Origin of the sequence: Dyadobacter pollutisoli (assembly GCF_026625565.1) — a bacterium.
Lineage (GTDB): Bacteria > Bacteroidota > Bacteroidia > Cytophagales > Spirosomataceae > Dyadobacter > Dyadobacter pollutisoli.
In genome coordinates, this window is sequence record NZ_CP112998.1 from 5,813,529 (window position 1) to 5,828,698 (window position 15,170).

General features: G+C 46.3%; 16 protein-coding genes. 3 read left to right on the top strand and 13 right to left on the bottom strand.

Features of this window, described 5'->3' with window-relative positions; genetic code table 11:
* Positions 1-4: 4 nt before the first annotated feature.
* From ON006_RS23870 to ON006_RS23930, 13 genes are all read right to left on the bottom strand, one after another.
* Positions 5-958 carry a hypothetical protein gene (locus tag ON006_RS23870; protein ID WP_244822532.1) on the bottom strand — a complete coding sequence of 318 codons (954 nt, stop codon included), beginning with the start codon at positions 956-958 and terminating at the stop codon, positions 5-7.
* Positions 959-1,084: 126 nt separating this feature from the next.
* Positions 1,085-2,251: a hypothetical protein gene (locus ON006_RS23875; RefSeq protein ID WP_244822533.1), complete on the bottom strand. Its 1,167-nt coding sequence runs from the start codon at positions 2,249-2,251 to the stop codon at positions 1,085-1,087.
* 21 nt (positions 2,252-2,272) lie between these two features.
* Positions 2,273-2,455, bottom strand: coding sequence for a response regulator transcription factor (locus ON006_RS23880; protein ID WP_244822534.1), 183 nt, complete (start codon positions 2,453-2,455; stop codon positions 2,273-2,275).
* A 140-nt stretch (positions 2,456-2,595) separates the two neighbouring features.
* Positions 2,596-3,246, bottom strand: a complete 651-nt coding sequence (locus tag ON006_RS23885) for a response regulator transcription factor (protein ID WP_244822535.1) — start codon at positions 3,244-3,246, stop codon at positions 2,596-2,598.
* A 310-nt stretch (positions 3,247-3,556) separates the two neighbouring features.
* Positions 3,557-4,675, bottom strand: a complete 1,119-nt coding sequence (locus ON006_RS23890; protein WP_244822536.1) for a DmpA family aminopeptidase — start codon at positions 4,673-4,675, stop codon at positions 3,557-3,559.
* 89 nt (positions 4,676-4,764) lie between these two features.
* A complete protein-coding gene (locus tag ON006_RS23895; protein WP_244822537.1) occupies positions 4,765-5,694 on the bottom strand; it encodes a DUF4249 domain-containing protein in 930 nt (309 codons plus the stop codon).
* A 44-nt stretch (positions 5,695-5,738) separates the two neighbouring features.
* Positions 5,739-8,111 carry a TonB-dependent receptor gene (locus tag ON006_RS23900; protein WP_244822538.1) on the bottom strand — a complete coding sequence of 791 codons (2,373 nt, stop codon included), beginning with the start codon at positions 8,109-8,111 and terminating at the stop codon, positions 5,739-5,741.
* 283 nt (positions 8,112-8,394) lie between these two features.
* The gene (gene folK, locus ON006_RS23905) at positions 8,395-8,886 is read right to left on the bottom strand and encodes a 2-amino-4-hydroxy-6-hydroxymethyldihydropteridine diphosphokinase (RefSeq protein WP_244822539.1); all 492 of its coding nucleotides are present in this window, start codon (positions 8,884-8,886) and stop codon (positions 8,395-8,397) included.
* An 89-nt stretch (positions 8,887-8,975) separates the two neighbouring features.
* A complete protein-coding gene (rpmB, locus tag ON006_RS23910) occupies positions 8,976-9,215 on the bottom strand; it encodes a 50S ribosomal protein L28 (RefSeq protein WP_031528537.1) in 240 nt (79 codons plus the stop codon).
* 91 nt (positions 9,216-9,306) lie between these two features.
* On the bottom strand, positions 9,307-9,993 hold the full coding sequence (locus ON006_RS23915; protein WP_244822540.1) for a response regulator transcription factor: 687 nt from the start codon (positions 9,991-9,993) through the stop codon (positions 9,307-9,309).
* On the bottom strand, positions 9,994-11,241 hold the full coding sequence (locus ON006_RS23920; RefSeq protein WP_244822541.1) for a sensor histidine kinase: 1,248 nt from the start codon (positions 11,239-11,241) through the stop codon (positions 9,994-9,996).
* Positions 11,242-11,302: 61 nt separating this feature from the next.
* Positions 11,303-12,148, bottom strand: a complete 846-nt coding sequence (locus tag ON006_RS23925; protein ID WP_244822542.1) for an N-acetylglucosamine kinase — start codon at positions 12,146-12,148, stop codon at positions 11,303-11,305.
* A gap of 50 nt (positions 12,149-12,198) precedes the next feature.
* The gene (locus tag ON006_RS23930) at positions 12,199-12,441 is read right to left on the bottom strand and encodes a cytochrome b5 domain-containing protein (RefSeq protein ID WP_244822543.1); all 243 of its coding nucleotides are present in this window, start codon (positions 12,439-12,441) and stop codon (positions 12,199-12,201) included.
* Between the two features lie 135 nt (positions 12,442-12,576).
* Here ON006_RS23930 and ON006_RS23935 point away from each other — a divergent pair, with 135 nt between their 5' ends.
* From ON006_RS23935 to ON006_RS23945, 3 genes are all read left to right on the top strand, one after another.
* Complete coding sequence (locus tag ON006_RS23935) at positions 12,577-13,032, top strand: hypothetical protein (RefSeq protein WP_244822544.1); 456 nt, start codon at positions 12,577-12,579, stop codon at positions 13,030-13,032.
* 84 nt (positions 13,033-13,116) lie between these two features.
* Positions 13,117-14,136 (top strand): thiamine-phosphate kinase, encoded by a 1,020-nt coding sequence (gene thiL, locus ON006_RS23940; RefSeq protein WP_244822545.1) that lies wholly within the window; start codon positions 13,117-13,119, stop codon positions 14,134-14,136.
* Positions 14,137-14,268: 132 nt separating this feature from the next.
* On the top strand, positions 14,269-15,126 hold the full coding sequence (locus ON006_RS23945) for a hypothetical protein (RefSeq protein WP_244822546.1): 858 nt from the start codon (positions 14,269-14,271) through the stop codon (positions 15,124-15,126).
* Positions 15,127-15,170: the final 44 nt, after the last annotated feature.

The following is a 15,170-nucleotide window of genomic DNA, read 5'->3' on the forward strand; positions in this document are numbered from 1 at the left end:
TCATCTAAGGCTGATTCTTCTGTAAGCTGATGAGCCTTTCCGTCGCTTTTGACTTCATTTCCTTATTCGCCGTCGAAAGCTGCAGGCCGTCAAAGATCTGTTTGGCCTGATCGTAATAAACCTTTCTATCGTTCTTTCTGAGATTTCCCTGGGTAAGCAATTGAAAATATCCTTCCGCTTCTGAGTACCGAAGCCATTCACGGTAAGTTACGGCTGTACCATTCTTCGCAGCAAGGCATTCATCCAGCTGCCTTTGAATCGCTGCAGCATCTCCTCCACCCCCACCGCCACCGCCAGATTTGGCTGATTTGCAGTTATCAAGATCGCGTTGTAAGGCTGTAACTTTGGTTTGTAGTTCTTTGGCAGCCGGGTCTGCACCGCCTCCGCCACCACCTCCGCCGCCTCCACCTGCAAGGAGCTGACGTTCCATACTTTTGATTTCCAGGTCTTTCATATTGATCTGGTTCCTCAAATCATTAACCACCTGTACATCAATTCCTTTGCTATCGAGCGTTCTCCTTAGCTCTCCGATCGTCTGGCGGTAGGTTACCAGTGCTTCGGTAAGCTTCGCAATCCCTGTCGAAAGCCTCTTGTTTTGTTCATGAACTGCCGTGGCCGACAATGCATTGAAATGACTCATAATGCTATTGATGCGGCTTTCGATGTCCACAAGCTGCGTTCGTGCCGTTGCTTTGGCCATTTCGTCAGTGGCGCTGCTATATGCGCCGTCCAGTTGTATTAGTCTTCTTGAGATATGGCTCAAAGTGTCCGTATCGACAAGCATTGGTGTCTGCTCCTCCACAATTTGGCGATACCTTTTGGCCTCCGACGCCGACACAGAATCTGGGACGCGAAGCAGCAAGTATACCGCCACTATCGGGAATGTCAGGGAAAGCATATACATGCCTACGAACCTTCCTATGGCTGTTTTTCGCTGATTTTTGTTGACGGGTTCCATTGGTTGTGCATGGTTGGTGGCTTTGTGCCCCAGGGCTGAAGCCCTGGGTTGGGTGTCTAGGTCCCTTGTTCTCTTAGCCCAAGGCTTAAGCCTTGGGTTTGGGTTTGGGTTGGGGTTGGGGTTGGGTTATAGCGGGCTCCATCGGGATTTTGTTTTTTCTGGCTGTATTGGTGGTTCGTGTACCGGGCTTTCGATGATGAACACTTGCTGACCTTTTCTTTTTCCTATGAATTCCAGCTGGCTCAGTTTCAGGAACAATGCGGTCCACATGCTGTAAAAACTATCCATGATCCGCAAACAAGGCAACATTTCATTGTGATTATAAGGAACCTGGATCACCGATAGTATCTTCTTTTCCAAACTTCCCGGTGAATCGTCAGCCCATTCACCCAGGTAACCCAGCAACTCTTCTTTTTCCCTGTCAGTGAGACATTCCAGCGAGGTACGAATGCTTTGAACAACCTGGATCAGGCAAACAACCATATTAATCGGCGGCTCAAAAGGTACCTGCCTCTGATAGGAAACATTGGCAGTCGCAAACACATTGACCAATCTTTCTACCAGCATCTGCACACTATCCGAAAGCGTACTTTTCTGGCTTTTCGTCTTGATTTTCTGCATGATACGAAATGAGTACATTTCTATATCGTTCAGATACCCTCCGAATTTATTATACCATTCACGCAATCCTTTGTGACTTTTCACCATTCTGCAGGCGGGAATAAAGTCGTGCATTACCCGCAGCTCTGAATTGTTGTATTCTATTTTTCCAATGATCAATCCGGCCCCGCTCCATTGTTCAGCATTAATGAGCTCAGATGGTACCAGACTGATTTTGTAAAAAGGTAGTGTGTGCGGGTGCCTGATCGGTATTTCTGAGTCCAGCGGGGTACCAACCTGCTGCCTTTCGAATAAGCTGACATTGATTACTATATATATTTCAAGGCTCTGGGCTGCTGGCAAACGATATTGTTCTACGATTTGCGCCAGCGACGTATCCAGTCTTAGTTCATCCTTTTCGGCTACTTCCAGCAGGCTACCGTCCGGGGCAATGCCTGAGAAATGATCTATTTTAACCCTGATCTGCTGACTTGCATCTCCCAGAACCTGCATTTGAAGAGATTCGGTCCCGTCGTTTAAAAGTAGCAAACCATAATTCAGCGGTGTTTGAAAAACTGCTTGTGCTTTGCGGACCTGGTCTGTGTGATAATCATCTGTTTCAACAAAATGCTGTCGTGAGATTTTCATCCCGTCCACCCAATTCACTGCCATGCGGCGGATATCTGCCATCATACTGAGTTCAATTACTATGTGCTACATTTTCATTGCTGCCTTCACCAGGCCGATCACTGAACGTACCCCAAACTTCCTGAATAAGCTCCGGCGGTAAGCTTCCACGGTGGAAATGCTTACCTGTAGCCTTTCAGCTATCTCCTTTGAGCTTAACTCATCCATGATCAGATCCAGGATCTCTTTTTCGCGCTTCGTCAGTTCCATAATTAAAATACTTAGACAAAGTTGCCCATTTGGAAGCGCTGGTTCAATCGGCAAATACCCTGAAATGTACTGCTGTTTACCCTGAAATTTAATATGGTTTTTTGATGGTTTTTTAAGGGTATTCCATGAATGCCCGAAGACTAAACAACGCCCATTCTCACGGCGATCTTGGTAAGGCCTACCGAGTTTTTCACGCCTAACTTTTGAAACAGGTTCCTGCGGTGCGTTTCAACTGTTTTGTCACTGATACATAACTCATTAGCAATCCTGTTGGTAGAATATTCACTGGCTACCAGGCGTAATATCTCCACCTCCCGCTTGCTCAAAAAGTCCCTGGTAGTAGGAGCCCGCTCTGAGATGAATGTATCTACGGAGGTTTCCGCCAGTTTCATCATTACTTCCTGACCGTAATATACTTTACCTTCTGACACCGCCCTGATCGCCCTTTCCCATTCATCCAGTTCCGATTCAAAAACAATGTATCCGCTCACTCCGGAGCGCACCACCTCTCTGACTGACTCAACAGACGGGCTTGGGGCAAGTAGTAAAAATTTAAGGCGGGGATAAAGTTTTCTGATTTTAAGTATCTGATCAGCAGTCTTTTCAGTGTGGTGAGCGAACACTACGGCAATGTCAACTTCTTTCAAATAAGGCAGTTGGGTGATCTGATCCAGGTTATTGCACTTTCCGACCAACTCTATGTAAGACCTTCTCCTTAGCCACTCCGCAACCGCTTCACATTCCAGCGGATGGGGATGAACTAAGCACGCGTGTGTAGTAGAATGTTCCATATTTTCCGGGGATGAGTATTCTGAATTGTGGTTCCAAAGGTAGTCTTTTGATATACCTGTCGTCAATACGTTAAAGTACAGAAAAATCTAGGTAAGATTACTTGGTTTCGTAATTACCTGATACCGAAGCACATTTCCGTCATTTTGTTGCATAAAAAACCTTAGTGGTCAACTATAAGGGAAAGCCTTAGTGGTTAACACTGACTTTATAGTATATACGTTGATCAAAATATCAGGTTATCCCTGATTTTCCAGGTGTAACTACGCCTACATCTCAGGTAAAATAATTCAATGTGCCTGCAACCGCCATTTACTCCTTCAATCGCCCGTATTTTCGCATGATTTCAAGTACCTTTTCTTCCGGAAGTTCCTCCACTTTATGCCCCTGGGTACCTTCCGTAGTTTTAGCCATAAAAAGCGAATTGATGATCGCCTCTTCGGTGCATTCTATCGCAGCCATAAAAAGCGGCGAGACATAGTCATTATGTAAGAATGCCGCACTAAATATAGATTCTGCGGTTTCGTGTAGTACTTTATTCGCCGTCGAAAATGCAATGACGTAGTCGCCACTGCCGTTGGACGCAATTCCGCCCGTCTGGGCCATACCAAGCATGACCCTTTTTGCAAGCCGTTTAAGATTTCTCGCATCCAGCGGAGCATCCGTAGCAATTACCATCATGCAGGAACCGTCGGACGATTTATCAAGCGACTCCTTGAATGCGTACTTGCCAAGCTCCTGACCTACGGGTACTCCGTTTACTTTGAGCACCCCGCCAAAATTAGTCTGAACCAATACGCCCACCGTGTAACCGCCCAGTTTTCCAGGCAGCTTGCGGGATGAAGTTCCTATGCCACCTTTCCAGTTGAAGCAGACAGTCCCCGTCCCGGCCCCTACATTTCCTTCGGCTACCGGCCCGTTTTCTGCCTGGGCCAGTGCATTCAGTACATGCTCTTTCCGGACGTGACGGCCCCGGATATCATTCAGAAAACCGTCATTAGTTTCACCCACCACCGGGTTGACCGATCTTACATTTTCATTTCCTTTTTGTCCCAATGTCCAGTCGATAATCGCATCGGCAGCTGTCGGAACACTCAATGTGTTGGTAAGAACAATGGGCGACTCCATCGTTCCCAGCTCTTCCACCTGCGAATAGCCCGTCATTTTACCAAATCCATTACCAATATACATCGCCGCCTGCACTTTTTGCTGAAACAGGTTTCCGTCGTGTGGGATAATAGCAGTGACACCTGTCCGAATATCAGCGCCTTCCACTAGCGTAACCTGTCCCACTTTCACGCCTGCAACATCCGTGATCGCATTCAATGTACCGGCAGGCAGCACACCAATTTTGATACCCATTTCGCGGGGACGTTTCTGGGCAATGAGCGTGAGCGGCAGGAATAGCAGCAGTAACAGTATATGCTTCATAGGTCGGTTCGATTCAGGATGAAATATAATAAAAAATCCACTGGGAACAGAGGCTCGCCAGTGGATACATTTGCTGTTGAAGTGTAATCTTAATTGTCGTCGGGACGGGCTTTTTCAGGATCGATCACCGTTTCCTTGCGGCTTACCGCCGACGCGCTGAAAAAACCGAGGGCTTTCGGGCCGTTCGGATCGGCATTGATGACGTTGGAACGGACGTTGGCGATAGGTGTTGCGAACAATCCACCGTTTGCAGCCTGCTCGCTCACCTGTTTGAGGAATTCGAATGCCTCGTAAGTAATGCTGTGCAGCTCCACACCCACCTCGGCTCCCGCAGAATACAAGGAATCGGTCGTGATGGATTCGCGCAGGGGCAGGATAAAAATCAATCCATCAGAAGGGGCGCCCGCACCGAATGCAGCGTCATACGCGATTGAAATGTTTTCACCTTTGTCCACTACGGCCTTGCCGCGGATCACCGGTTTGATCCAGTAAGTATCGCCCACACCTTCGATGTCGCGGGCGTAAAATTGGGCTACATATCCCTCGCGCGGTCCTTTATCTGGCTCAAAAGGCCATTTTTCATGCCGGTACACTACCGAATCCACAGTAGGTACGCGTTTCAGTTCCGATGTGGAGGTGAATGTGTCAGTACCATTCACGACTTTGAGCGAATAGGTACGACCCACGTGCCCAAGCGTATCCGCATTCGTTTTTCCCCACACATATTTACCGTCGCCATCTGCGTCTTCGAAGTTATATACTTTGCCCTTATCGTCGGTAACCGTCACCACGGCACCTGTGACAGGCTTCGGCGTACTGTTATCGAAGTAGGCACCCGACCATGATAATGTAATGCTTTGCTGCCCAGCTTGGTTGGTTAGCCAGCCGTCTGCTACGAGCTGGGGAGTTCCGTTAGCTGTTTCGAGATTGATTACATCCTCGCAACTTGTGAGCGTGAGCGCTGCAAGTGCGAATAATGCGGGGAATTTGATGTATTTTTTATTGATAAGATTTTTCATCGTTGCTGTTTTCAGGCTTAATAATGATTTCCGTTGGGTTACTATCAGAATTTGAAGTTGTAGGTGACGGAAGGAATGAAGTTTCCGATCACCGAGTAGCGTACAGCCTCTGTTTTAAGCGGATTGTCCTCATTGATCCTTGTATAGACCGAGAAGGGGTTACGACGGTTGTAAACATTATAGACCGAGAATACCCATTCGCCCTCACCCACTTTGAACAGCTTCCTTTTTGCCTTCAATGTCGCTGCCAGATCGAGGCGGTGGTAGGCCGGGATGCGGCTGTTGTTCCGTGCGCCATTGTAATTGTTTCCGATTATGATGCCGCCAACGGTGTAGCGGTTGGTCGGGAATGTGGCCGGCGTACCGCTTTGAATGGTGAAGTTCGACGACAATGTCAGTCTCTTGGTCAACTCATAAATCGCCACAGCGGTAATGTTATGTGGCTTGTCGAAGCGTGCCGGGAACCAGTCGTCGTTGTTGACAGACTCTACCTTACGTTCAGTTCTTGAAAGCGTATAGCTAACCCAGCCGGTCAGACGGCCTTTGTTTTTCTTTACATAAAACTCCGCTCCATAGGCCCTGCCTTTGCCAAAAAGCAAGTCGCCGGCGAAATATTCATTCAAAAGCAGGTCGGAAGCAGGCACATAGTCGATCTGGTTGTACATTTTTTTGTAATACACTTCAACCGAAGCCTCATAAGTATTGTCCGAGAAGTTCTGGAACCACCCTAATGCTACCTGGTCGGCTTTTTCGGGCTTAATATTGATCCCACTCAAAGTCCATACATCCAACGGCGAGCTCGCTGCGGTGTTCGATAGCAAATGCAGGTATTGCGATGTACGGTTATAGCTTGCTTTAATGGAAGCATTGGAAGTAATACCAATATTCAGTGCGGCGCGGGGTTCCAGATTGCCGTAGCTTTTGATCACGTCGCCTTTTTTATATTCGGTACCCGGGAAGATCGGCTCCTTGCGTTTGCCTTTTTCGATTTCGGCATACTGGTATTCGGTACCCGGCCCGAGGCTACGGAAATAGGAATATCTCACGCCATACTGCAATGAAACACGATCGCCGAATTTCAATTCATTGCCCACATACAATGCAGATTCATCGGCATAGCGCGATTCGAGGCTGATATCGGTCATTTCGCCTTCGGAAATCGCTGTCGCTTTGCCGGGACGTGTGTCATAATATATGTACTGCCCACCGAACGTCAGCTGGTTGTTAGGCGTGATGTAGAATGTAAAATCAGGTTTGATACTGGTGCTGATGATCTTGGATTTCCAGTCGAACTTGTCCTTTGCATCGGGCTTGTTCTGGTTCTGGCCCAGGTTATAGTCGTAATTACTATAATAACCCGTCAGGTTCATGAAGAGCTTGTTGGAGAAAATGTGGTTCCAGCGGGCGGTGGCAGTAGCATTGCCCCAGCCAAACCCAAAATCCCCACCTCCGAAAACATCTTTACCAAAATACCCGGAAGCGTAAAATGTATCTTTATCTCCCAAACGATAGTTCACTTTGGCAGTAAGGTCATAGAAATAAAACTTCGAATCTTTCAAATCTGAGTTCAAAAAAGGCTTAGCGAGTACATCTATATAAGACCTTCGGCCGGCCACGATAAATGATCCTCTTCCTTTTGCAAATGGTTGCTCATAAGTAAGCCTTGAAAAAATAGAACCGATGCCACCATTGATCTCGCGTTTTTTGGCATTACCTTCTTTCATACGCACATCCAGGATCGACGAGATTCTTCCGCCATATTGTGCAGGAATACCTCCTTTGATCAGCTTCACGTCCTTTACAGCATCGGGATTGAATACCGAAAAGAACCCGAAAAGGTGAGAGGAATTATAAACCGGCGCTTCATCGAGCAAAACAAGGTTTTGAGAAACATCACCACCGCGTACATTGAACCCGGAAGCTCCTTCTCCCACGGTAGTTACACCCGGCAAGAGCTGGATACTGCGAATAAGGTCGACCTCACCGAGCAATGCGGGCATTTTCCGGATGGTTTTCATCTCCACTTTATTTACGGACATTTCAATACTCCGGACGTTCTCATCTTCTTTTTGTGTAGAAATCGTCACTTCGGAAAGCTGGTTGCTTTCGTCAGCCATTTCAATACTGATGGTCTTGTCAGCGTCGAGCGTAAATTCCTTTGTTACTTTCTGGTAACCAATATAGCTGAACACCAATGTGTAGGAACCGCTTGGAAGTGTAAGGGAATAAAAACCGTAAGGATTGGTTACTACCCCGGTTTCGGCTTCCCGTACATAAACGGAAACACCGATTAACCCTTCTCCGTTGGACTGGTCTTTTACAAAACCGCTGACGGTGTGCCGGTTTTGCGCCATCGCGGGAATGGCGGCACAAAAGAATACCAAAAAGAGGCAATAGTGAAGTAGTTTGTTTTTCATGGGCTTAATTTTCATAACGTACTGATTTGACGCCGGAGCAAATGATGTGGATGGAAGTTTTTTACTCAAAATATCAAAATTGAATTTTTCCTTTTTGATATGACAACTGAAAGCACTCTCCCCCTTTTAATTTGTCAATAAAATTATTGGCACAGTGACTTAACGGCCGACAAAACTGGTGCTAATCAGGGTAATATGACAGAAAAAAATGATGAACTAGCGAAAAACGGGAATAAGTGGCCAAACAACTAAAATGAAGCCGTATTGTCAGAATAGAACTATTTTATGAAATTTTTGACACGTTACTGATATCAGTGCATTCCTCTAATAGTTGCAAAGCGGTTTTTCCAAATATTGGGTGAATGAAATCCGGGGCGATTTCGGCGAGCGGGGCGAGCGTGAACCGCCTGTCCTGAATTCTTGGATGAGGTAATGTAAGCCGGGCAGTGTCCTGGATTACGTTTTGATAAAAAAGTAAGTCAATGTCAATCACCCGTGCTCCCCAGCGCACGTAGCGTACGCGCCCGAGCTCATGCTCGATGTCGAGAATGTGACGTAAAACTTCTTCCGGGCCCAATGCTGTTTCTATTTCAATCACCTGATTTAGAAAAGCAGGCTGATCCAGTATACCCCAGGGCTCAGTTTCGTAAATGGACGATTGCGAGCGCAATGTCCCTACTTTTTCTGCAATAAGCTCACGCGCGGACTGCATAACCAGTAACCTATCCCCCAGATTGGATCCTAATAGAAGAAATACACTGCCGGGAGAATCCATGAAGGAAATGGTTTAAACTGGTAAAATCCACGAAAAAAAGGACTTCCCGAATAGAGAGAAGCCCTTTTCCAATAAATTCGTAAACTTTTTTAGAACGTAAGCGTTCCTTTGTCGTAAGCCTTTTGTATAGTTGCTTCGATACCATTCTTGTTGATGGTGCGAAGAGCAGAAGTTGCTACTTTCAACGTAACCCATTCTCCTGACGAAGGAAGGAAGAAACGTTTCTTTTGCAAATTCGGGAAGAATTTACGTTTTGTTTTATTGTTAGCGTGAGAAACGTTATTTCCAACGCGAGTTCTTTTACCTGTAATTTGACAAACCTTAGCCATAACCTTGCAATTTTTCCAAATGAGGGTGCAAAGATGCGTAATTATTTTTTTTTAGGCAAGTAACAGTAAAACAAATTTTAAAAAAATACACTCACCATCTGATTCTGAACCCAACACCATGCACATTGTCAATGCGGATATCGGGGTCGCCGGACAGGTATTTTCGTAGTCTGGATATAAAAACGTCGAGGCTGCGGCCCATGAAATAATCGTCGTCTCCCCAGATCGCTTTCAGCAATTCATCTCGTCGGATCACCTGATCAGTCCTTTCTGCGAGGTACTTCAAAACTTCTGCTTCCCGGAATGTCAGGTTCTGGATACTTCCGTCGATTGCCAATGTAAGTTTTTGGAAATCAAATGTGTAACTACCTACTTTATTGGGATCAGATTTAACAGGAGCGGGTTGATCGGATTTGCTACGGCGCAAAAAAACGTCGATCCGAAGCTTTAACTCTTCAATGCTGAATGGCTTGGTAATATAGTCGTCCGCGCCCAGTTTCAGGCCTTTGATCTTATCTTCCTGCAAAGATCGGGCGGTGAGAAAAAGGATCGGGACCTGGCTGTCTGAAGCCCTGATTTTTTCAGCGAGTGAAAAGCCGTCCATTCTCGGAAGCATCACATCCAGGACGCAGATATCGAAATGTTCCTTACCAAAAATTTTTAGTGCTTCTGCCCCATCCTTGGCATGAACCACTTCGTAATCGTATTCCTCCAGATTATCCTTTGTAGCAAATGCCAGGTTAGGATCGTCCTCTACATATAAAATCTTCTTTTTCATTTACTTATTCTGTGGAATAGTGATTTTAAATGTGCTCCCTTTGCCCAATGTACTTTCAAGGTCGAGCTTCCAGTGGTGCGCACGCACAATTTGCTTCACGTAGCTCAGCCCGATCCCGAACCCTTTCACATTATGTACGTCGCCATATGGAATCCGGAAAAACTGGTTGAAAATTTTCTTCTGGTACTCCGGCGCAATGCCAATTCCCTGGTCACGGACGGCTATCACCAGATACTTGCCTTTACTATATGTTTTAATGGCCACGTCGGGCACGTCGTCGGAGTATTTTAATGCATTGTCTATCAGATTATTGATCATACACCGGAAATGGAACGGATCTGCATAGATCACATTGTTTTCCGCGTGGCATTCAAATTGAATTTTGTCTTCAAAAGGCATCAATATAGACCTGATCATTTCCTCAGCATTGAGCATTTCCTTCTCCAATGTCAGTGCATTGCGCTCCGCCTTTGCCATGGAGAGTACCATTTCAACCTGCCCCTGTAACCTCAAAATCTCATCCTGCACAATCTGTAAGTATCGTTTGTGGCGTGCTGGCTGGGTTACAATGTTGTCGGAATTGAGTACATCTGCTGCGATACGGATCGTCGAAATAGGCGTTTGCAGTTCGTGGGTCATGTTATTTACAAAATCCCGCTGCACTTCTGAAAGTTGCTTCTGCCGCAAAATGACAAACAGGGCATAAGCAAAAAATGAAACGGCAACCAGGACCAGTATCGACGACCAGATGGCCCCATTGATACTACCGGCAAAATAGGTCTCCTGCTCCGGAAACCTTACCCCGAAATAGTACGGATACTTGTCGGTTTTGATCCAATTGGTCGTTTTGGTAGGGATTTTAGCATTGTTCTTCGTGCTAAGCGACATGCCATACCGCATTCTGTTGGTAGTACAGTCATATATCCCGACCTCAAAATCAGTGATCAGGTTGTGCTTTTGAAAGCTGTCTTTGATAAAATGTTCGAGCAGGTCCGGCTGAGTGGTGGAATTGGTATTCACCAGAAAATACTCAGGCGACAATTGTTCCACCGGATTGGAAGTTTGCATGACCCCATTCACGGACGCCAGCTTTCCGGCAACGTCCTGTAATGCTACGTGGGCGTTTTGGTTAAACTGACGGTGCCGCAGGTCCAAAGCTTGTTTCACCCAGTAGATCTGCGTGATCACAACCCCGATGATGAGCAGGGCCGAAAAAACAGTGAGTGATTGGATGGTACGTCTCGACATTTGAAATTGATCTGACAGCTAAGTTAAGCCATTGAGGATAAAATTCTGATCCTTCATGCTTTCAGGAATAATATTGTACCAAACCTTCCAGCGGAGATTTTAGTATCCTGCCAGCCTGTAACCCTTTCGTTTTCAATATATTTTTAAGGATATCCTGATAATAGAATGCAATGGAGCCTGTAAAATGTACTGGGTACTCCCCGGCATTTTCATGTTTCAGAATGTACTTTTCAATAAACAAACCAAACGCATTCTCTACCAGATTATGCATAAATGGATGTTTTATATTTTCAGCAATAAATTGGGAGAATGCCGCAAAATACCGGTTTGGATATGGTTTTTTATATGCATGATCCAGTACATTCAACCGGTTTGTCTGAGGATATCTTTGAGCAAAATGTGCATGCAGGTCAGCCGGCAATTCATTTTGAAGGAAATGTACCACCAATGTTTTCCCAAGATATGACCCGCTCCCCTCGTCCCCCAGCCAGAAACCGAGCGACCCGATGGAACGTACTATATGACTGCCATCATAAAAAGCATTGTTCGCGCCTGTACCTAATATACACGCAAGCCCGGGCGCATGTCCACACAGCCCGCGGGCCGCGCCGAGCATATCCGACGCCACTTCAATGGTATCCGCAGCGGGAATGCAATGTAACAAAGCACTCATGACTGGCCGGCTTGATTTTTCATCTGCGCAACCCGCCCCATAAAAAAACACCTTTTCGACAGTGTCCGCAAGGTGCGGTAACACCTGTGTTTCCAGCACAGGAATGATTTCCTCGGCCGTTTGGTAAAAAGGATTGATTCCTGCCGATTGGAAATTTTTCGTTTCCGATCCGGAGCCAATCACCACCCAATCTGTTTTGGTAGATCCGCTGTCGGCGATTAAATAGGAAGTCATAGTGGCTGTCGGCTTTCAGCTGTCGGCTGTCGGCCATTGAATGATAATTGTTAGTTGGAATGTTCCTTTTGTAGCTTACCTATTGCATTGAAACGTTCGAAAACGCGCTCGGTATGCGGGGCATCGCCCAGTTCTTTGGTCAGGTCCTGCCCGGCCCAATGCTCATAATGATGGCCGTTCCGCCACAGCCGGGAGGTACTTACGTCGTAAATAATTCCTTTGTATGCACACCAGATTTCCTCCCGGTCCTGCCCGTTTCGAAGCGCCAATTGTGCCCTTGTGTATTCCTTCATTTTAAACTTTTAGCCCGCAATTTAATGATAACGCTCATTCGGCAGGAAATTAAAAATGATCTTCCGGGAATATTTTGATAATAAGACTAAAAAGTAGGAACTTGGCGTTTTGTTAAGACATTCATGAAAATAAATATGAAAAAAAGTTACTCTCTTCTTTGGTGTACGATACTGGTTCTTACATTGGCCGCAACCGGGTGTAAGAAAAAAGTAAAGCCGGTATCCGAGCGCATCGCAAAGGCCTGGACTGCAGAAACTGTGAAACATGGAAGTACAACCGTTTACACCAGGGGAGGATCTAATAACACCACTCCTGCTTATTCAGGGTTCAGACTTACATTAACCAATGCTTCCGGCGCCAAAACGGTATCTTTTACAGACGTTGACGGAACTACATTCACTGGAAACTGGGACCTGGAAGGCGATTCCAAACTTATTTTGAAAGATCTTACGCCTCCTCCAACCGGAAGCGGCGGTACGCTGGAATTCACTATTACTTCGCTTGACGATGCCAAAGTGGTGCTGACACGCCTGAAAGCAAGTCCGAAAACAGGTGGCTCTATCAATGAATATACATTGACGAATCCATAAGTATAATCTAACCCTTTATATATTTCAAAAAGCGAAGCCATTTCTTTCGGGAAGTGGCTTCGCTTTTTTGTCTAATTTTGTATCATGGAAACAAGAACTGAAATAAGCAGCCTGGGAGAATTCGGGTTGATTAAAAGAATAAATGAAGGAATAAAAATTTCTTTACCTGATACCATTAAAGGAATAGGCGACGATGCGGCGGTGATCGACACGGGTGAAGAATACGGGTTGCTAACTTCTGATATGCTGCTCGAAGGCGTTCATTTTGACCTTACGTTTTTTCCGCTGAAACATCTGGGCTACAAGGCCATTGCCATTAATGTGTCCGACATTGCTGCGATGAATGGTACCCCGCGGCAAGTGACCGTTAACCTTGCATTGAGCAACCGGTTTTCTGTGGAAGCCATTGACGAGCTATATGCTGGTATGAAAGCGGCCTGCAAGGACTTTAATGTTGACCTGGTAGGAGGTGATACTTCTTCTTCGAGATCGGGACTACTGATATCAGTGAGCGTTTTTGGTAAAGTCAACAAAGAAAAAGTTACCTATCGCTATACTGCCAAACCTAATGATCTGATCTGCGTGACCGGGGATTTGGGCGGTGCCTATCTTGGATTACAGCTGCTGGAAAGGGAAAAACAAGTGTTTCTTGCGAACCCCGAAATGCAGCCTGAATTGGATGGAAAAGATTACGTGGTTCAGCGGCAGCTGCGCCCGGAGGCGAGAATGGACGTAATTTACGAACTCGCTGAGGCTGGCGTAGTACCGACAGCCATGATCGACGTTTCCGACGGACTTGCTTCTGACTTGCTACATATTTGCGCGCAATCTGGCGTAGGAGCGGTGATTTTTGAAGAAAGATTGCCTATCGACGAACAGACTTACCTGGCCGCTTCGGAGTTGAACATTGGCCCGGTGACTGCCGCCATGAATGGTGGAGAAGACTATGAGTTGCTTTTTACCGTCTCGCAAGCTTCTTACGAACTCATTAAGAACAATCCCAAGATCAGTTTTATTGGCTACACCACAGCTAATAAGGAAGAAATCGTACTGCATACAAAAGGCGACAGCCGGGTGCCGATTACGGCCCAGGGTTGGAGCTGAACATCATATAATCTTCGTTTTTGGAAAGCATAACCTACCCGGTTATGCTTTTTTATTTGGCGCGCAACCATCAGAATGTTTCGGTCGTATTCACAATAAACCAATTCATCTCTAACAAAAAATAAGAAATCCATGAAAATCTTTTCTGTTTCCCGCATGCTACTTGCACTGGGATTTTTAATGGCCGTCACGGTCTCCTGTTCCGATGACGACGAACCTACTCCCACACCGGTTATCCCCAACGATATTCAGCTCAAAGACACACAGACATTAGGCAAGGTTTTGACTGACAAGGACGGTAAGACGCTTTATTTCTTCACAAAAGACGTTGCAGGCACTTCTGTTTGCTCGGGCGGCTGCGCGACCAAGTGGCCGATATTTTCAGTTACGGATTTAGCGAAAATGAAACTGGATGCGGGATTAACTGCTGCCGATTTCGGAACGATCACCAGAGCGGACGGAAAACCACAGACCACATACAAAGGATGGCCTTTGTACTACTACCAGGACGATGCCGCAGCGGGCGAGTTGAAAGGTGAAAATGTAGGCGGAGTCTGGTTTGTAGCCAAGCCAACTTATACCATCATGCTGGCAAATGCCCAGCTCGTAGGTAATGATGGCAAGTCGTACAAAGCGGATTACACAGAAGGAACAGCTGATACCCAGTTCTTCGTGGATGCTATGGGCCGCACGCTTTACGCTTTTGCGAGAGACTCTACAAACAATAATAACTTCACGACCAACGACGCGACGCATGATGCAACATGGCCGATCTATACCGCTGAGGTTACCGACATTCCCTCAGGGATCGACAAAGCGTTATTCACAACCATTGATGTTTTCGGCAAAAAACAATTGACCTACAAAGGATGGCCATTGTACTATTTCGGCCTGGACGGTACTACCAGGGGCGCTACGAAAGGAGTAAGCGTTCCAAAACCGGGTATTTGGCCGATTGTTAACAAGGATTCACCCAACGCACCGAAATAAGTCGGCTTATTACAACAACGTATCGCAAAAGTGGCTTCCTGTAC